This window comes from Actinoplanes sp. NPDC051343 (assembly GCF_044455125.1).
GTDB lineage: Bacteria > Actinomycetota > Actinomycetes > Mycobacteriales > Micromonosporaceae > Actinoplanes.
Map to the genome: position 1 here is coordinate 267283 of NZ_JBITEL010000006.1, position 18640 is coordinate 285922.

General features: G+C 71.3%; 14 protein-coding genes. 9 read left to right on the forward strand and 5 right to left on the reverse strand.

What is annotated here, in order from left to right; translation table 11 throughout:
* The first annotated feature begins 18 nt into the window (after positions 1-18).
* Both ACIA5C_RS21455 and ACIA5C_RS21460 read left to right on the forward strand, forming a co-directional pair.
* Entirely contained in the window at positions 19-762 is a 744-nt protein-coding gene (locus ACIA5C_RS21455; protein ID WP_396057113.1) for an MBL fold metallo-hydrolase, read from the forward strand.
* A 45-nt stretch (positions 763-807) separates the two neighbouring features.
* Positions 808-1869 carry an NYN domain-containing protein gene (locus ACIA5C_RS21460; RefSeq protein WP_396057115.1) on the forward strand — a complete coding sequence of 354 codons (1062 nt, stop codon included), beginning with the start codon at positions 808-810 and terminating at the stop codon, positions 1867-1869.
* Positions 1870-1967: 98 nt separating this feature from the next.
* Here the strand turns inward: ACIA5C_RS21460 and ACIA5C_RS21465 are convergent, their stop codons facing one another.
* Genes ACIA5C_RS21465 through ACIA5C_RS21475 form a run of 3 tightly spaced genes read right to left on the reverse strand, consistent with a single transcriptional unit; the run spans position 1968 to position 6870 of the window.
* Positions 1968-3155 carry an amidohydrolase family protein gene (locus ACIA5C_RS21465; protein WP_396057117.1) on the reverse strand — a complete coding sequence of 396 codons (1188 nt, stop codon included), beginning with the start codon at positions 3153-3155 and terminating at the stop codon, positions 1968-1970.
* Positions 3152-4840, reverse strand: coding sequence for a hydantoinase B/oxoprolinase family protein (locus tag ACIA5C_RS21470; RefSeq protein ID WP_396057119.1), 1689 nt, complete (start codon positions 4838-4840; stop codon positions 3152-3154). Before ACIA5C_RS21470 ends, ACIA5C_RS21465 begins: the two co-directional genes overlap by 4 nt.
* Positions 4837-6870 carry a hydantoinase/oxoprolinase family protein gene (locus tag ACIA5C_RS21475; protein WP_396057121.1) on the reverse strand — a complete coding sequence of 678 codons (2034 nt, stop codon included), beginning with the start codon at positions 6868-6870 and terminating at the stop codon, positions 4837-4839. Before ACIA5C_RS21475 ends, ACIA5C_RS21470 begins: the two co-directional genes overlap by 4 nt.
* A 287-nt stretch (positions 6871-7157) precedes the next feature.
* Between ACIA5C_RS21475 and ACIA5C_RS21480 the strand changes: the two genes are divergently transcribed.
* From ACIA5C_RS21480 to ACIA5C_RS21510, 7 genes are read left to right on the forward strand one after another with little or no spacing between them, the layout of a single operon-like run.
* Entirely contained in the window at positions 7158-7487 is a 330-nt protein-coding gene (locus tag ACIA5C_RS21480) for an antibiotic biosynthesis monooxygenase family protein (protein WP_396057123.1), read from the forward strand.
* Between the two features lie 20 nt (positions 7488-7507).
* Positions 7508-8524, forward strand: a complete 1017-nt coding sequence (locus tag ACIA5C_RS21485) for a sugar ABC transporter substrate-binding protein (RefSeq protein WP_396057125.1) — start codon at positions 7508-7510, stop codon at positions 8522-8524.
* Positions 8525-8528: 4 nt separating this feature from the next.
* The gene (locus ACIA5C_RS21490; protein ID WP_396057127.1) at positions 8529-10019 is read left to right on the forward strand and encodes a sugar ABC transporter ATP-binding protein; all 1491 of its coding nucleotides are present in this window, start codon (positions 8529-8531) and stop codon (positions 10017-10019) included.
* A complete protein-coding gene (locus ACIA5C_RS21495) occupies positions 10016-11014 on the forward strand; it encodes an ABC transporter permease (protein ID WP_396057129.1) in 999 nt (332 codons plus the stop codon). Before ACIA5C_RS21490 ends, ACIA5C_RS21495 begins: the two co-directional genes overlap by 4 nt.
* A gap of 13 nt (positions 11015-11027) precedes the next feature.
* Positions 11028-12314, forward strand: a complete 1287-nt coding sequence (locus ACIA5C_RS21500; RefSeq protein ID WP_396057131.1) for a hydantoinase/oxoprolinase N-terminal domain-containing protein — start codon at positions 11028-11030, stop codon at positions 12312-12314.
* A complete protein-coding gene (locus ACIA5C_RS21505) occupies positions 12311-13420 on the forward strand; it encodes a DUF917 domain-containing protein (protein ID WP_396057133.1) in 1110 nt (369 codons plus the stop codon). Before ACIA5C_RS21500 ends, ACIA5C_RS21505 begins: the two co-directional genes overlap by 4 nt.
* A complete protein-coding gene (locus ACIA5C_RS21510) occupies positions 13417-14937 on the forward strand; it encodes a PucR family transcriptional regulator (protein WP_396057135.1) in 1521 nt (506 codons plus the stop codon). The genes ACIA5C_RS21505 and ACIA5C_RS21510 overlap by 4 nt, the downstream gene beginning before the upstream one ends.
* Here ACIA5C_RS21510 and ACIA5C_RS21515 read toward each other — a convergent pair.
* Positions 14886-16583, reverse strand: coding sequence for a hydantoinase B/oxoprolinase family protein (locus ACIA5C_RS21515; protein WP_396057137.1), 1698 nt, complete (start codon positions 16581-16583; stop codon positions 14886-14888). The genes ACIA5C_RS21510 and ACIA5C_RS21515 overlap by 52 nt on opposite strands.
* A complete protein-coding gene (locus ACIA5C_RS21520; protein ID WP_396057139.1) occupies positions 16580-18625 on the reverse strand; it encodes a hydantoinase/oxoprolinase family protein in 2046 nt (681 codons plus the stop codon). Before ACIA5C_RS21520 ends, ACIA5C_RS21515 begins: the two co-directional genes overlap by 4 nt.
* Positions 18626-18640 lie beyond the last annotated feature (15 nt).

Consider the following 18640-nt stretch of genomic DNA (forward strand, 5'->3'; position numbering starts at 1 on the left):
CGGCTTTAATCGACTGGCATGGGGGAACTGTGGATATCGCGTCGCCGCCTGTTGTTCACCGCGGGCGCCGGCGCCATCGGAATGGCCGTGCTCGGCTCGTGCTCGACCTCGTCCTCGCCGCCGGCTCCGGCCGAATCGCCGGAGACGCCGGTGCCGGCGGCCGGAGGGGCGGTGGCCGGCGACTGGCGGCGGGTGGACCGGACGATCGTGGCCGCGTACATCCTGGTTCGCGGGAAGGAGGCGGCCATCGTCGACCTCGGCACCATCGGGTCGGAGTCGGCGATCGAGGAGGGGCTCAAGGCGGCCGGCGCGAGCTGGGCGTCGGTGAAGCACATCGTGCTCACACATATGCACCAGGACCACGTCGGCGGGCTCCCCGAGATCGCGCCGCTGGTCAAGGCCAACCTCTACTGCGGAATGGGTGATCTGTACTCGATCGCCTCGCCGAAGGAACTGAAGCCGGTCGCGGACGGCGACGAGGTGTTCGGCCTGCAAATCATCGAGACCCCGGGCCACACGAACGGTCACATCTCGGTTTTCGAACCGTCGACCGGCATTCTGGTGGCCGGGGACGCCCTGCGGACGAGCAACGGCCTCGAGGGTTCCGACCCGCCGAACACCGAGAGCGAGACCCGGGCGAATGCCAGCGTCCGGAAGCTGGCCGCCATGGACATCAAGGCGATCCTGCCCGGCCACGGCGAGCCGCTGACCGCCGGCGCCTCCAAGGCTCTGAAGGCACTGGCGGCCGGCCTGCCCGCATGAGGTGCCGACCACCGGGGCGAAGCCGGTACCGCTAGGCTGAGCTGCGTGGATCATGACGAGCGGATCGCGCTGTTCATCGACTACGAGAACCTCGCGATCAGCGCGCGCGAACATCTCGGCGGGATGGCCTTCGACCTCCGGCCGATCTCCGACGCGCTCGCCGAGCGCGGGCGGGTGGTGGTGCGCCGGGCGTACGCGGACTGGTCCTTCTTCGACGAGGACCGCCGCATGCTGACCCGGGCGCACGTCGAGCTCATCGACATGCCGCAGCGGCTCGGCGCGTCGAGAAAGAACGCCGCCGACATCAAGATGGTCGTGGACGCGCTCGAGGTGGCCTTCGAGCGGTCGTACATCTCGACGTTCGTGCTGTGCACCGGCGACAGCGACTTCACGCCGCTCGTTCACAAGCTGCGGGAGCTGAACAAGCGGGTCATCGGGGTCGGCGTGGAGAAGTCGACGTCCGCGCTGCTGCCCCCGGCATGCGACGAGTTCCTCTACTACGACCGGCTGGAGGGCGTCGAGATTCCACCGGCCCGGCCCCGGCGTGAGCGCCCGGCCCCGGACCCGGCGCCGCAGCCCGCGGCCGAGCCGGAGCCCGAGGAGGTGCCGGTTCGCGACGTCGACACACTCGCCACCTCGGTAGTGCAGACCGTAGCGGGTCTGCAGAGCAGTTCCAGCGGACCGGTCACGGCGTCCACCCTCAAGCGGACCCTGCTCCGCAAGGACCCCACCTTCAACGAGGGTGACTACGGGTTCCGCGCGTTCGGCGAGCTGCTGCGCTTTCTCGCCGGCCGCAACGTCGTCGAACTGAACGCCGGCTCGGCCAAGGGCGACCCCGAGGTCACCCTCCCGGAGCACGGCGACCGGGAACGAGCGTTCGGCCTTCTGCGCAGCGTGGTCTTCGATCTGGTCGGCCGCGACGGGGCAGTGGCGCTGAGCGGGCTGAAGAACAAGGTGCGCAAGGTGGTGCCGGACTTCAGCGAGAAGAAGCTCGGTTACCGCAGCTTCCTCCAGTTCTGCAAGGCCGCGGCCACCAGCGGCGCGGTCGGCTTGGAGTGGAGCCCGGACGCCGACGACTATCTGCTCACCGCGGAGACGCGCAGCTAGCTGACGAATACAAGTGTGTCAATGCCTCCCGAGCCAAGAGAGATCTGAACTCCGGGGTCCGGCACCGGGCGCTTCGTCGAGCCCGGTGCCGGACCGTATCAGGCAGTGCCCGAGGCGATGACCCGGCCGGCCTGGATCACCGTTCGGCGTTCCGGGTCGCTCCACAGCACCGACGGATCGGACAACGGGTCGCCGTCGACTATCAGGAGGTCGGCCGCGCAGCCCGGGGCGATGCGGCCCAGGTCGTCGCGGCCCAGCAGTTCGGCGTTGACGGAGGTGGCGGACTGCAGGGCGAGCAGCGGACCGTCCACTTCGACCTGCAGGCGTAACCCGTTGAGTTGCTCGTCCTCGAGCACGCCCATGAGGTCGGTGCCGAAGCCGACGCGTACGCCCGCCGCCCGGGCCAGCGAAACGGCCTCGCGCCCCGCCGCGAGGACCTCGCGGTTCTTGGCCTGGGAAATCGGCGACATGCCGATCGAAGGGCCCCGCCGGTCCATCGCGTCATAGGCCGCCAACGTCGGCACCAGGAAGGCGCCCTCGGCGGCCATCAGAGCGGCCGTCGGCGCGTCGAGGAGGTTGCCGTGTTCGATGCTGCGGACCCCGTTCCCGACCGCGTGACGGATGGACTCGGGCGAATAGGCGTGTGCGGCCACATAACTGCCGCGCCGGGCGGCCTCCGCGGTGACCGCGCGGATCTCCTCGGCCGAGTACTGCGGGATGCGGATCGGGTCGGTCAGCGAGACCACGCCGCCGGAAGCCATGATCTTGATGGCGTGGGCGCCCCGGCGGAAACGGTCGCGGACCGCGCGCCGCAACGGATCCACGCCGTCGACCACCTCGACCGTGTGTGCGCCGCAGCCGCACACGTCGGCGTCGGCCGCCCGCACGTCGCCGTGGCCGCCGGTCTGGCTCAGGGCCGGTCCGGTCCACAGATAGCGCGGCGACGAAATGAGGCCCTCGGCGATGGCGCGCGCCAAACCGGCGTCACCCCCGGAGGGGTCGCGCACGGTGGTGAAGCCTCGGCTCAGGGCGGCTTTCAGCCGCCGCGCGGCCGCGAGCGCGACATAGCTGAGGGGACGCGACTCCAGCGCCAGCATGTCCAGGTCGATCCCGTACGCGTGGCAGTGCGCATCGATGAGCCCGGGCAGTACCGTGCGCCCGCGGGCGTCGAGCACCTGGGCATCCGGTGGCGCTTCCGCGGTGATCCGGCCGTCCGCGACGTGAACCGGTCCGTCGACGATCTCGGAGCCGTTGAAGACGCCCGCGTTGACGATCGTGAGGTTCATGACCGGGACGCTTCGAAGGTCTCCGGATCGACCACGACGCCGTAGTCGCGCAGCGCCGCCGCGACCGAGACGAAACCGTTCCGCACGTCCGAGGCCACCGCGGACGGGTCGCGGGCCAACGGGTCGCCGTAACCGCCGCCGCCACCGGTGTTGTTGACCAGCACCTCGCCCGTGTCGAGCAGGTTGTAGGAACCGCCGGTCACCCGCTCTTGGGGAGTGCCGGGATTCAGCACGATGTGGTTGTTGTCGCCCTCGCGCCCGCCGCCGATCGGCCACGGCTTGGTCTTCGTCTTGTACACGATGCAGATGCCGGTGGACGGCGCCGTGAAGCGGTACGCCCGGCCGACCCCGACCCCGCCACGGTGTCTGCCCGCGCCGCCGGTGTCGGGCCGGTAGCCGTACGACTCGATGAACATCGGCGACTTCGTCTCGAGCACCTCGACCGGGTTGTTCCGGCAGCCGGGCTCGGAGATGTGCATGATGCCGTCCGCGCCGTCGCCGCCCGCGTGGCCGCCGAAGCCGACCGCCTCGTTGGTGGCTTCGAGCCACGCCTCGCCGTTGCGCGGGTTGATGCCGAGACCCATCATCGAGCAGACGTCGCCGCCGGAGGAGGCCGGCACCAGTTCGGGCATGCCCTGGGCGAGCGCCTTCAGCACCACCTCGCCGCCGAGCAGGCCGGTCCACAGGGTGAACGTGGGCATCGGCGGGACGGCGTGCATGACCGAGCCCGGTTCGGTGACCACGCGCAGCGGCCGGAAGTTGCCGGCCACCACCGGGGTGCCGGGGGTCGTCATGGCCTTGAAGATGAGGCTGCAGAACGCCTCGGTCTGGCCGACCGGCAGGTTGATCGGGCCGCGCACGTCCTTCTCGCTGCCGGTCCAGTCGATGACCATCTCGTCGTCGGTGACGGTCACCGTGCAGTTCATCCGGATGAGGCGGTCGAGGTCGACGCCGTCGGTGTCGACGAAGTCGTGAGCGCTCCACGTACCCTTCGGCAGCTTGGCCAGCGCGAGCCGCGCGAGGCGCTCGCCGTGGTCGTTGATCGCGGCCATCGCCTCGGTCAGCGCGTCGGCGCCGTACTTCGCCGCGATTTCCTGTGTGCGCCGCACCCCGGTGAAGCAGGCCGAGCATTGGGCCTGCAGGTCGCCGATCGTGCGCTCGGGCATCCGGCTGTTGAACCGCACCACGTTGAAGATGTCGTCGTTGACCTGGCCCTCGCGGTAGAGGCGGGCCGCGGTGAAGAAGATGCCCTCCTGGTACATGTCGGTCGAGTCGAGGACGTAGCCGGCGTCCTTCTGCTTCAGGTCGAGCACGTGGATGCGGCAGGAGGCGTAGCCGATCAGGCGGCCCTCGGCGTGGATCGGGGCGAACACCAGCGGATCCAGGGTGTGCGCGGACGACCAGTACGGGTAGTTGAGCACGAACACGTCGCCCGGACGCATCTTGTCGGCGCCCAGGAACTCGACCGCCCGCTTGATGCCGTGGTCGTTGCCCCGGGTGAAGACCGCGATGCCCGGTGCGTCGGCCACCACGTCGCCGTTCGCGTCGTGGATGCCGATGCCGTAGTCGTGAATCTCGTAGACCACGGTGTTGTAGGCCGTCCGGCACAGGTTGCGGGCCATCTCCTCGGCGCCGGCCAGCAGGCCGTGCCGGATGACCTCGATGGTGATCGAGTCGATGTTCACTGAACCTCCTGAAGCTTGATGACCATCTCGCCGTGTTCGCCGACCCGCAGGTGATCGCCCACGTGGATCACGGTGGTGGCGGTGTGCTCGGCGATCACGGCGGGCCCGGCGATCTCGTCGCCGGCCAGCAGGTTCTCGCGCGTGTAGAGGGCGTAGGGCACGGCCGGTTGCTCGGCCGACACGTAGACGTCGCGGGTGCCCTCCGAGGGCGCCGCGCCCGACGGCCGCCGCGACAGAACGGGCAAGGCCGGCTTGGAAACCTGGCCGGTCGCCCGCAGCCGCAGCGTGGTCACCTCGATCGGGTCGTCCATCGTGTGCCCGTACTGCCGTTCGTGAAGCTCGGTGAACTCCTGCTCGACCACGGAAATCAGATCGTCCGAGGAGGGCACGGGGACGGTCACGGTGTGCTCCTGCCCGGCGTAGCGCACGTCCACGCTGCGGGTGAGGACCTGGTCGGTGAATCCTTCCGCATGCAGCGCGGACGCGGCCTCGGCGGCCATCTCGGCGAAACTCGCGCTGACCTCGGCTGAGTTCAGCGAAGCGAGCTGTATGACGGCCGTCCGCGCGAAGTCGTGCTGAACATCGGCGAAGAGCATGCCGAAGGCGGAGAACGCACCCTGCCCCGGCGGCACGATCACGGTCGGGATCGACAGCTCGTGGGCCACGTCGACCGCGACCAGCCCGCCGCCGCCGCCGAAGGACAGCAGCGCGAAGTCCTTGGGGTCCCGCCCGACCTCGACCGTGATCGCCCGGACCGCCCCCATGATCTTCGTGGTCGAGATCCGGATGATCCCGCGGGCCAGCGCCAGCGGAGTCATGTCGAGCCTCGCCGCCAGCGGCTCCAGCGCCGCCACCGCCAGCGAGTCGTTCAGCGTCAACCGGCCACCCAGCGCGGCCTTCGTACCCATGTAGCCCACGGCCAGCGCCGCGTCGGTGAAGGTCGGCTCGGTGCCGCCCTTGCCGTAGGAAGCCGGACCCGGGTCGGCGCCCGCGCTCTGCGGCCCGACCTGCAACGCCCCGGCGCCGTCGAGCCACGCGATCGAGCCACCTCCGGCGCCGATCGTGTGGATGTAGAGCGACGGCGTGTTGATCGGCAACTGCTCGAACTCGGCGCCCTGGTGCAGCACCGGCTCGCCGTCGACGACCAGCGACGCGTCCAGGCTCGTGCCGCCCATGTCGATGGTGATGAGGTTGGGTTCGCCGATCAGTGCGCCGAACGCGGTCGCCCCGATGACCCCGCCGGCCGGGCCGGACAGGATCAGGCTGACCGGTTGCTCGCGGGCCGAGCTGGCGGTCATCGCGCCGCCGCCCGAGCGGGTCATCAGGAACCGCCCGCCGAACCCGCCGCTCGCCAGCTCGCCTTCCAGGCGCTGAAGGTAGCGGCGGACGATCGGCTTCACGTACGCGTCCAGCACCGCGGTGCTGGTCCGCTCGTACTCGCGGTACTCCCGGGAGAGCTCGTGCGACACCGTCACCGCCACGTCCGGGGCGACCTCGGCCAGGATCTCCCGCATGCGCAGCTCGTGGGCCGGGTTGGCGTACGAGTGCAGGAACGCGACCGCCACCGAGTCGTAGCCCCGCTCGGCGATCGTCGCGGCAACACGGCGGGCCGTGTCCTCGTCGAGAGGCCGGTGCACCGAACCGTCGAACAGACTGCGCTCGGGGACCTCGAACGTGTCGTACCGCTGAAGAAGGGCCGGCGGCGGCCGGTAGGTGATGTCGTAGTTGGTCCGGCGGTCGGTCCGGCCGAGCAGGTAGACGTCGCGGAACCCGGCCGTGCCGATGACCGCGGTGCGGGCGCCGGTGCGGGTCAGCAACGCGTTGAGCCCGAGCGTGGTGCCGTGGGTGAACATCGCGATCGCCGACATCGGTGCCTCGGTGGTGCCGAACGCGTCGAGGACGCCGGCGGTCGGCTGGGCCGGGGTGGTCGGTACCTTGCCGAACCGGATCTCGCCGGTGTCCGGCGACAGCTCCACCACGTCGGTGAAGGTGCCGCCGACGTCGATCGCCACGCGGCTGTTGCTGGTCATGGTGTTTCTCGCCTTTCGCCGGCCGGGGTGAGCGCGCACGACAGCAACGGCGCTCGGTGAGGGCGCCGGGGAAGCGTGCGGGAGAAAGTCGCCGGTTGGCGCGGCGAGGACCAGAACGTGACACAGCTGTTTCGAGGTGTCAACGGCCCGGCGGACCGGCCGGGAGCGGTCCCGATCCCGGCTGCACAGCGCGCCGCCGCGCGGCTGTGCTCGCCGCACATCGGTACGCAAGTGGCCACCGTCAGCATTTGCGCACTCCACCACCCGCTACGTACCGGGAGGTTCCCATGGTTCGCAGTGTCCTCACCCTCCGCGCAACGGCCGGACAGGCCGGCGCGCTCGAGGCGCTCTACGCGGACCACGGGGTCCTCGCCCGGGCCCGGGCCTTCCCCGGGTGCCGAGGCGCCCAATTGTTGCGATCTGTCGACGGCAGTACCGCGACCCACCTGGTCATCGCTGACTGGGAATCGGCCGCGGACTACCAGCGATGGGTCGACGACCCCTGGCGCGACGCCTTGTCCGGGCGTCTGGCCGCACTTCTCGACAAGACGGACGACGGGCCGCTCGTTGGCGGAGTTTTCGAGCTCGTCGACCCCCAGGAATCGGACGTTTCCTAACCTGAATTCGAGGAGCACCAGTGAAACGAGTTGCTCGACTGATAGCGGTCGGCCTGACCGCCGTGGTGGCGGTCTCCGCCTGTAGCAAGCCCTCCAGCAGCACGGCCGGCGGCGCGGCGACCGCCGCACCGGCGGACAAGAAACTCAGCATCGGCTTCTTCGGCTTCGCCAAGGCGAACTCGTTCGCCCAGGCGACCTGGGCCGGCGTCCAGGAGTACGCGAACGCGCACAACGCCGAGGCCACCTTCCTCGACTCGAACTTCGACGGCCCGACCCAGGTCAACCAGCTGCAGGACGCGGTCACCTCGAAGCGGTACGACGTGGTGATCGTGCAGGCGAACGACGGCACCGCGATGGTCAACCCGATCAAGCAGGCGGTCGCCGCCGGCATCACCGTGGTCATCGAGTTCACCCCGGTCGGCGGCGCGTACGACACGGCGGCCCCGCAGATCCCGGGCACCGTCACGGTCATCGACCCGCCGACGGTCAACGGCGTCGGGCTGGCCAAGCTCGGCAACGACGCCTGTAAGACGGTCACCAGCGGCGCGTGCAAGGTGGCGTACTTCCAGGGCTTCGCCAACTACCCGCTCGACACCGCCCGCACCAAGGCGGCGGTGGACGCGCTGAAGTCGGGCGGCGCCTCCACCGTCATCTCGAACTTCGTCGGCGGCTACACGCCGGACAGCGGGCGTACGGCGATGCAGAACCTGCTGCAGGCCCACCCGGACGTCAACGTGGTGATCGGCTCGTCCCAGGCTCTCGAGGGCGCGACCCCGCTGGCCAAGGGCAAGAAGATCGCCTTCGTCGGCAACGGCGGCTCGACCCAGGCGTTCGGCTTCGTCAACGACGGCACCTGGTACGGGGTGTACGACGTGCCGGAGAAGTCGGAGGGCGCGAAGGCGGCCGAGCTCGGCATCAACAAGGCCCGCGGGCAGAGCGTCCCCGAGTCGACGGTGGCCTGCGCAACGCTCACGACCTTCAACTGTCTGGGTACCAAGGACACGCTGAAGGGCCTGACCGCGGATTATTCGGACTGACGGCATGACTGCTCCGGCCATTGCGGTACGCGGCGTCGGGAAGAGCTACAGCGGCGTGACCGTCCTGCACGACATCGACCTGGACATCGCGCCGGGTGAGGTGCACGGGCTGGTCGGTGAGAACGGCGCCGGCAAGAGCACCCTGCTCAAGATTCTGGGCGGGGCGATCCGGGCCGACGCCGGCACGATCAGCTTCGACGGCGAGCAGGTGAGCATCGGCAGCCCGCGCGACGCGATCGCGCAGGGCGTCAGCCTGATCTCGCAGGAGGGCGCGCTCGTGCCCGCCCTCTCGGTGCTCGACAACGTGTTCCTGGCCCGGTGGTCGCAGCGCGGCGGCCTGATCCGGGCCCGGTCGGACCGCCGGCGGCTGGCCGGGCTGATCGAACAGACCGGTTTCACGGTCGACCCGGGCGAGCGGGTCGACCGGCTCTCGATCGGTGTGCAGCAACAGGTCGAGATCCTGCGCTCGCTGGCCCGGGGCGCCCGGGTGCTCGCCCTGGACGAGCCGACCGCGGTGCTCACCGAGCACGAGAAGGCCAACCTCCTCGGGCTGATCCGGCGGCTCGCGGCCGGCGGCACCACGGTCATTCTCGTCTCGCACTTCCTCGACGAGGTGCTGTCGGTGGCCGACCGGGTCACCGTGCTGCGCGACGGCGCCCTGGTGCGAACCGGGACGGCCGCCGAGCAGACGCCGCGCGAGCTCGTCCGGGACATGGTCGGCCGCGAGATCGACGTGCTCTACCCCGAGCCGCGGCCGGTCGGAGAAAACGCGCCGGTCATCCTGAAAGCCCGTGGGCTCGGGCAGGGCGTCGACCTCGAGGTCCGGGCGGGGGAGATTCTCGGGCTGGCCGGGCTGGTCGGCAGCGGACGCACCGAGACTTTGCGGCTGCTGTTCGGGGCCGACCGCGGCGCCGGCGTGGTCGAGGTCGACGGCGTCACCCTGGCCAAGAGATCACCCCGGCGCAGCATGGCGGCCGGCATCGCGCTGGTGCCCGAGTCCCGCAAGGAACAGGGCCTGGTGATGCAGCGGTCGGTCGCGGAGAACGTGGTGTTGTCGTCACTGCCCCAGCGACGCGTCGGACCGTTCGTACGGAAAAAGGCCGAACGCGACGCGGTCGGCACCGTCTCGAAATCGGTCGACATCCGGGCCGCCGACCCGTCCGCCGCGATCGAGACGCTGTCCGGCGGCAACCAGCAGAAGGCGCTGTTCGCCAAGTGGCTGCTCAACGAACCCCGGGTGCTGCTGATCGACGAGCCGACCCGGGGCGTCGACGTGGCCGCCAAGACCCAGATCCACCACCTCATCACCGATCTGGCCGCCGACGGCATGGCGGTGGTTTGCGTGTCGTCGGAGATCGAGGAACTGCTCGCGCTCTCGCACCGCGTGCTCGTGCTGCGGCACGGGCGCCCGGTGGGGGAGTTCCCCCGCGGCACCAGCCGCGAGGTCGTGGTCGCGGCCGCGTTCGGTGACCAGGAAGAAGGAGACCGCTCGTGAGTGTCGATACCACTCCGCCACCGACCACCGTGGCGGCACCGGCGATAAGGAGCGCGCGGTTCGCCTACCGGCTGCGCGACTACGGCATCGTGGCCGCGGTCGTGGCCATCGTGATCGCGCTGTCGGCCGGCACCGACACGTTCCTGACCAGCGCTAACCTGGTCAACCTGCTCGACCAGATGTCGGTGCTGGGCCTGCTGGCGACCGGCGCGACGGTGTGCATCGTCAGCGGCGTCTTCGACCTGACCGCCAGCGCCTCGCTCGCCCTGTCGGCCATCATCGGGGTCGAGATCACCCGGCATACGAACGTGCTCGTCGGCTTCCTCGGGGCGGTGGTCGCGGGAGCACTGCTCGGGCTCATCACCGGCACCGTGGTCGTGCGCAGCGGCGTCAACTCGTTCGTCGGCACCCTCGCCACCAGCCTCGTCTACCGCGGCCTGGCCGTGGTCGTCACCGGTGGGGCGATCATCTATCCGCTGACCGGGCAGAGCGAGAACTTCGGCATGCTCACCTGGCCGTCGATCTTCAACCTGACCTCGGCCACCATCGTCTTCGTCGTGGTGGTCGTCATCATCGGCATCGTCGTCGCGGCGACCACGTTCGGGCGGCGGCTCTACGCGGTCGGCGGCAACATGGAAGCGGCCCGGCTCTCCGGCATCCGGGTCGGGTCGATCCACGTCTCGGCGTTCGTCATCAGCGGCATCTGCTCGGCGCTGGCCGGGCTGATCCTGGCCTCCCGGGCCGGATCGGCGCAGTCGACGATGGCGACCGGCATGGAACTGACCGCGATCGCGGCCGCGGTCGTCGGCGGCACCAGCATCCTCGGCGGTGAGGGGGCGATCTGGCGGGGCATCGTCGGCGCGTTCCTGCTGACCCTGATCGGCAACGGCTTCAACCTCCTCGGCTGGGACACGATCTATCAACAGGTGCTGCAGGGCTGCCTGATCCTGTTCGCCGTGACCATGGATCGCTGGCTGCGCCGGCGCTCCCGATAGCTAGTCTGATCAAGTGCCTGCTCAGACCGAGGATGTCGCGCACGTCGGGGTGAGTCTGCACCCCTCGCGGGCCTACTCCGCGGTGGTGTGCGGCACGACCGTGACGCCTGTCGAACCGGTCGCGCCCGCCCGCGCCGACCTGGAGGGCGCGATCGCCGCCGCGGCGAGCGCCGCGACCCGGCTGGCGGCCCGGGTCGACGCGGTCACGGTCGACATCGCGCCGCTGCTGCTCGACACGCTGCTGCGGCCGGAGAGCGACGTGCCACCGGTGGCCGTGGTGCGGATCGTCCCGCGCGCGGCCACCGACCCGGTGCTCGCCCGCTCGCCGGCCGAGATCGTGGAGCGGCGCATCGCCGGCCGCTGGACCGTCGCGGGCGGCCACGACCTGCTGGGCAACGAGTTGCACCCGCTCGACCGGGCCGGGCTGGCCGCGGTCTGCGCCGAGCTTGCGGCGGCCGGCATCCGGCACGTCGCGGTCGTGGCGGCCGGCTCACAGGCCCGGCCCGCCCACGAGCGGGAGGTGGCCGACGCGATCCTGGCCGTGGTGCCGGGCGCCCGCATCTCGATCGCCAGCGACTACGGCGGTCAGGGGCTGGTGGCCCGGGAGGCGACGGTGGTGCTCGACAGCGCGCTCACGTCGTTCACCGACCGGCTGCTCGACCGCTGCGAGCGCACCCTGGCCCGGCTGCCCGGCGACCTTCAGCTGCGGGTGGCCCGGGGCGACGGCGGCTACGGCACGCCGTCGCGCATCCGGGTCACGCCGGTCGTCGCGTTCGGGGCCACCGAGGCCCTGGAGCTGTGCGGAGCGGCCCATCTGGCCGGCCGGCCCGACTGCCGGGTGCTGCTGCGGCACGGCGACCATTGGGTCGCCGGGGAGGTCCGGCACGGGCTTGCGGTCGTACGCCCCGCCGAACCGGCCGGAGTGGGCACGGAACTCGTGGTGCCGACCGCCGTGCTGGCGCCCGAGCCGGTGGCGCACCCGGAGGGCCTGTCCTATCGCAAAGCCGACGTGCCGGTCGTGCGGGCGGCAGCCGACCGCTACGTGCTGGCGTGCGTCGGCGCCGCGGTCAGCCGGCCCGCGTCCTGGCTCGACGAGGTCGCGTTCATCGAGTCGGCGGCCCAGCTGGAACGCGTACGCCGGGACGCCGAGGAACGCGCGACCGCGATGGTGATGGCCAACGGCGCCGCCCCGGGCACCACCCACATCGCCGAGATCTCCACGGTCGCCGTGCCGTACAGCCCGTCCGGAACGGTGCGGGTGCGGGTGCGGGTGGCGGGCCTTCCGGACGTCACCGGATGACCGCGCCCACCGGCTACGTGGGCGCTATCGCGTCGATCGGCGCCGACGACGTGCCGGCCATGTACGAGGGCGCCAAGTTCTATTCGCCCGCGGTCGGCGACGCCAACCGCTCGTCGATCACCTCGTGGCTGGCCGGGCTGCTCGACCGCAACGGCCCGGTGCCGCTGCTGCGGGTCGAATCGCTGGCCCCGGAGACGCCGTGCGTGTCGGTGTGCGTGCTCGGCTCCGGCTCGGCGATGGCCGACCTGCCGCCGGCCGGCGACGAGTTCGAGGCCGCGGTGCGCCGCATCGAGCGGCTGGAACAGATCCGGTTCGGGGCGATCTATCCGCTCGCCGCGGCCACCATCAGCGCGCTCGTCGCGGTCGTCACCGCGGCCCAGCTACGGGTCCCGCTGCTCGACGCGGACGGGATGGGCCGGGCGTTCGCGCTCATCCACCACACCGCGATGCATCTGGCCGGGGTGTCGCCGACGCCGCTCGCCGCGGTCGGGCCGACCGGGGAGAGCGTGCTGCTCGAGGTGCCGTCCGGGCCGCGCGCCGACCGGATGCTGCGGGCCAACGTCGACACCGTGGGGGGCTGGGCGGCGCTCGCCGCGTACCCGACCACCGCCGGTGTCCTGCGCCGGGCGGCCCTGCCCGGCACCGTCTCGCGAATCGCCAACGTCGGACGGCTGCTGCTCGAACGCACCGACCCCGACCTGCTGGTGACCCGCCTCGGCGCGATCACCGGCTGCCGGCGGCTGGCCCGCGGGCGGATCGTCGAGCTCGAACACCTGAGCCGCCCGAGCGACGTCACCATTCCGGCCCACCCGTCGAGTCTGGTCGTCGAGGAGATCGGCGACTTGGAGCGGCAGCTTCGGATCGAGCTGCGCAGCGAGATCGTGGCGGTGTTCGCCGACGGCGCGCTGATCGCCGGGGCGCCCGACCTGATGTGCCTGCTCGACGTGTCCCGGGGGACCCTGGCGACGCTGGACAGTCTCGAACCGGGCGATCTGGTCGACGTGCTGGTCACGCCGGCCGACGCGATCTGGTACTCCCCGGAAGGAATGCGGATGGTCGGTCTCATCTCGCACGGCATCCCGCTGGCGCATCCCCGACGCCGATGACCCGCCCCTCCACGCTGCCGATCACGCTCGGCGAGCTGACCCGCATCGAGCCGCTCTCCGAGGCGGTCGCCCACCTGCACGACCCGGCGCGCCGCGTCGAGCAGGTGGTGCTGGCCGAGACGTTCGACCGGCTGCGCCGCTGCCCGCCGCACGTGCTGGTCGTGCTGCACGACGAGGCGGCCACCGGCGGCTGGTCGCTGGCCGCCGCACTGCACCTGGCCTGGGAACGCAACCTCTCGGCCGTGGTGGTCTCGCGGACGGTCGCCGGCTCGTCCAGCGCGGCCCTCGCCGAGCGCCTGCACATGTCGCTGATCGTCATCGACGCCGACCCGATCGACGTCGCCCTCCAACTGGCCGGCCAGGTCAGCGCCCCGGCCGCGGCCCGCGCGCTGCGCCAGGCCCGGCTGGCCGAGCAACTGGCCGAGCAGAACGGCATCCGGGGCGTTCTCGGCGTGCTCAACCGCGAGCTGCGGCCGGTGCCGGTCGCGCTGGTGCTGGGGGAGATGGTGCTGGCCGGGCAGGCGGCCGCCCTCCAGGACCGCGGCCCGGTCAAGCCGGTCGAGATCGCGGTCAACGCGCCCGGCGAGCGTTCGGCGGCCCGGCTGGTCGCCGCGGTCCCGGTGCCCGGCCTGGCGGTCGACCAGGTCGAGTCGCTGCTCAAGCTGGCCCGCCCGTCGGTGCTGGCGGCCTGGGCGCAGAGCCGGTTGGACGCGGCCGGTCGGGCCGCCCACGAACAGGCGGCGTTCGAGTTGCTGCGCCGTCTGTCGACGTCACCCGTGGCCGGGCCGGCCGGGGTCGAGGTCGAGGTTCCGAGCTGGACCGGGGAACTGGGCTGGGAGGTCGGTCGCGCCAACCGGGCGGTCTGGCTGGCTCCCGTACGCCCGAGCGGCGAACCGCGGCCCGAGGTGACGCACCTGATCCGGGCCGCCTGGCAGCGCGGTCACGCCTCCTGGCCGCTGATCGCCGAGGGGGACGGCTGGCTGTCCTGGCACAGCGGCGCCGACCCGGACGACACGATCGCGCTGCGCCGGGCCCTGGCCGGGTTCCGCGACTCGGCGGCCGCACACGGGCTGGTCATCGGGGTCGGGCGGGCGCACGACGGCGTACCGGGACTGATGCGTTCGGTGGCCGAGGCGCGGCTCGGAGCGCACGTGGCCCGGGAGGGCGGCCCGACCACCGTGCAGTGGTTCGACCAGGTCGGGGCGTCGGCCGCGCTGGCCTGGCTGCCGACCACCGAGATCGCCCAGGTCGCCGACCTGTGCCTGGCCGACCTGATGTCGGCCCGCGACCGGGCGCCGCTGGTGCGGACCGTACTCGCGGTGCTCGACTGCGGCGGATCGCTGAGCCAGGCCTCGCACCGGCTGGGCGTGCATCGCAACACGGTGCTGGCCCGGCTCACTCGGGCCCGGCAGCTCGGCCTGACCTTCGAGGATCCGGGCCAGCGCCTGGCCCTGCACGTGATCTGTTACGCGCTGGCGTCGCTCTGGCCGCTGGGCAACGACGAATCCACGCCGTAGCGGGTGCGGGCCGCGTCCGGCGTGACGTTGCGGTCGAGCACGTCGTCGCGTACGTCGCCGGCCGACCGCTCGGTCGAGTCGCCGAACCCGCCCCCGCCACCGGTGGCGCAGCGGACCACGTCGCCCTTCTTCAGCGACATGCCGTTGATCTTGAGGATGCGCCGCTCGTCCTCGCGCCCCGGGTTGACGACGACCTCGGGGCCGACCGCGTCCTCGCCGCCGAACAGGCCCCAGGCGGGCTGCCGGGACCGCTCGAACCAGAGCGACACCGTGAGGTCGGTCTGCGCCTCGTACTGCCGGATGACGCCGTTGCCGCCGCGCCACTTCCCGGCGCCCCCCGAGTCGGGGCGGATGCGGTACTCGGTGATCCGCCACGGGTAGCGGGTCTCGTGCACCTCGATCGGAATGTCCTTCAGCGAGCCGTTCACGTTGTTGATCAGCGCGCTCTCGCCGTCCGAACCGTTCCAGGCACCCCAGCCGCCGACCGTCGCCTCCAGGCTGACGAACTCGCGGCCGACCCGGGGGTCCCGGCCGGCGGTCAGGATGATCATCGAGTCGCCGTGGCTCGCCCCGGCCACCTGGTCGGGCAGCGCCGGCGCGAGCGCCCGGGCGACCATGTCGATCAGCAGGCCGAGGTGCGAGAAGTACCACTGGCAGGCGGCCGGGGCGACGGCGCCGAGCACCGAACCCTCCCGCACCTGGGTGGTCATCGAGCGGAACGAGCCGCCGTTGCCCGGCAGATCTGGGCTGACCAGCAGCTTGTAACCGACCCGCAGGGCCGACACGGCCTGCGAGACGCCGCAGTTGACCGGGCCGACGGTCTGGTCGGCCGACTCGGTCACGTCGAAGTCGATGCCCTCGCCCGCTACGGTGATCCTCAGACGGATCGGCACCGGGGTGTCGAGGTCGATGCCGTCGTTGTCGAGCACGCCCTCGGCCGTGTAGACGCCGTCCGGGATCTTCGCGATGACCGCCCGCTCCAGCATCTCGGTCTGCCGGAAGATCTCGTCCCGGGCCAGCTCGAGCGTGGTCAGGCTGAACCGGCGCACGATCTCCTGCAGCCGCCGCTCGCCCATCTGGATGCACGCCATCATCGCGTGCATGTCACCGGTCGTCGGGTAGGGGAAGCGCACGTTGGTGGCGATCGTGCCGGTGACCGCCTCGACCTCGGCGCCGCCCGCGACCAGCTTCTGCGGGCCGAGGCGCAGGCCCTCCTGGAAGATGGTCACTGAGTCCATCGAGCCGCCCGGGTCCTTCGAGCCCACGTCGATCCAGTGCGCGCGCGACGCGGTGAAGCCGACCAGCGTCGTGTCGACGAAGACCGGGCCGAAGATGGTGACGTCGTTGAGGTGGGTGCCGCCCAGGTAGCTGTCGTTGAGGATCCAGACGTCGCCCGGCTGCCACACCTGTCGGCCGTACTTCTGCTCGGTAGCCAGCGTGCAGGTCTCCAGGTTGCCGAGGAAGATCGGCAGGCCGGCCGACTGGCCGAGCACCTGGTGGTTGGCGTCGAGCAGGGCGACCACGCAGTCTCCGCACTCGTAGATGATCGGGGTGTACGCCGAGCGGATCAGCGTGGCGTTCATGTCGTCGGCGGCCGAGTTGAGCGCGTTCCGGATGATCTCGACGGTTACCGGATCGATTGTCACTTCGTTTCCTTTCCGCGAATCACCAGGGAGCCGATCTCGTCCACGCGGACCGTGTAGCCGGGCGGGACCACGGTGGTGGCGGTGTCCTCGACCACGACCGCGGGACCGTCGAAGGTGTGCCCGACGAGCAGGTCGTCGCGGCGTACGACCACGGTGTCCTGACCCTCGTGGTCGAAGACGACGGTGCGGATCTCGTGCGGGAAGTCCGGCTTCTCGGCGGCCGGCCACCTCTGCGGCTCCGAGCGGCCCAGATCGCCGAACGCGGCCGTCCGCAACGTCACGAACTCGATCGGCGCGCCCAGATTGGCGTGGCCGTACCGGGTCTTGTGCAGGTCGGCGAAGCGGCGCCCGATCGTGTCGATGAAGTCCTTCTCACCCGGCTCGCCGGCACCGGTCAGCGGCACGGTCAGCGTGTACTCCTGGGCCTCGTAACGGATGTCGACCGAGTGGCTTGCGTGGCGGGCGCCGCTGTCGACGCCCTCGTGGCTCAGCGCGGCGATGCCGTCGCGCTCCATCCGGGCCAGCGTGGCCGCCATGTCGGCGCCGTCGAGGTCCTGGTCGAGGAAGAAGTACGGCTCGGTGTAGTCCTGCCGGATCTGGGTCTGCAGCATGCCCCAGGCCGAGAACGCGCCCGGGAACCGCGGCACCACGGTCTCGGCGATCCCCAGCTCACGGGCCAGGAACACCGCGTGCATCGGCCCGGCGCCGCCGAAGGCCACCAGAGCGGAATCGCGCGGCTCGATGCCGCGGGAGACCGTGATCGTACGGATCGCCTGAGCCATCTTCGAGTTGGCGACGTCGCAGATGCCCTCGGCCATGGCGGTCGTGGTCATCCCGAACACCTCGGCCAGCCCGTCGACCGCCTTCGCCGCCAGCGCGGTGTCGAGCGTCATCTGGCCGCCGGCGAAGCCGTCCGGGTCGATCCGGCCGAGCACCAGGTTGGCGTCGGTGACCGTCGGCTCGGTGCCGCCCCGGTCGTAGCAGGCCGGACCGGGCCGGGCACCGGCCGACCGCGGGCCCACCCGCAGGCCGCCCGCCTCGGCCCAGGCGACCGAGCCGCCGCCGGCGCCGACCGTGTGGATGTTGACCACGCTCATCAGCATCGGCAGGCCCTCGAGCTGCGCCTCGGCGCTCACGTCGGGTTCGCCGTCGACGATCAGCGAGACGTCGAAGCTGGTGCCTCCCATGTCGATGCCGATCAGGTGCGGGCGGCCGGTCTGCCGGGACAGCTCGGCGCCGGCGATCGCGCCGCCGACGGGCCCGGAGAGCAGAGTTTGCAGCGGGCGGCGGCGGGCCGACTCGGCGGTCAGGATGCCGCCCGAGGACTGCATGACGTGCAGCGGTACGCGCAGGCTGCGGTCGTTGAGTCGTTTTTCAAGATCGATGAGGTAGCGGCGGACGATCGGGCCGGTGTACGCCTCGACGACGGCCGACGAGGTGCGCTCGTATTCACGCCACTCCTTGGCCGCCTCATGGGACACACTCACGGTCACGTCGTCGCCGAGTTCCTCCAGGAGGATCTCGCGGGTCCTCAGTTCATGCGCCGGGTTCTTGTAGCTGAACAGGTAGGCGACGGCGACGCTTTTGAACCCTGCTTCCTGCGCTTTCGCCGCCGCCTTCCGGACCGCGTCCTCGTCGAGCGGAACCAGCTCGGTGCCGTCGGCCGCGATCCGGCCGCCGATGCCGAGCACGTCCCGGCGCGGCACCAGCGGGGTCGGCTTGCGGTAGTGCAGGTCGTAGAGCCGGGTCCGGGGACCCCGGGCGATGTGGTACGTGTCCTCGACGCCCGCGGTGCCCAGCAGCAGCACCGGGACCCCGCGCCGCTCCAGGAACGCGTTCAGCCCCTGCGTCGTGCCGTGCACCAGGAAGTCGATGCCGGACGGGTCGTCCACCACCGCGTCCAGCCCGGCCAGCACGCCCTCGCTGAGATTGCCCGGCGTGGTCGACGCCTTGGTCGCCGCGAACGCCCCGGTCTCCTGGTCGTACGTGACGACGTCGGTGAACGTGCCACCGATGTCCATCGCGACTCGGTACCGCCCCATGTGCTGTCCCCTCGC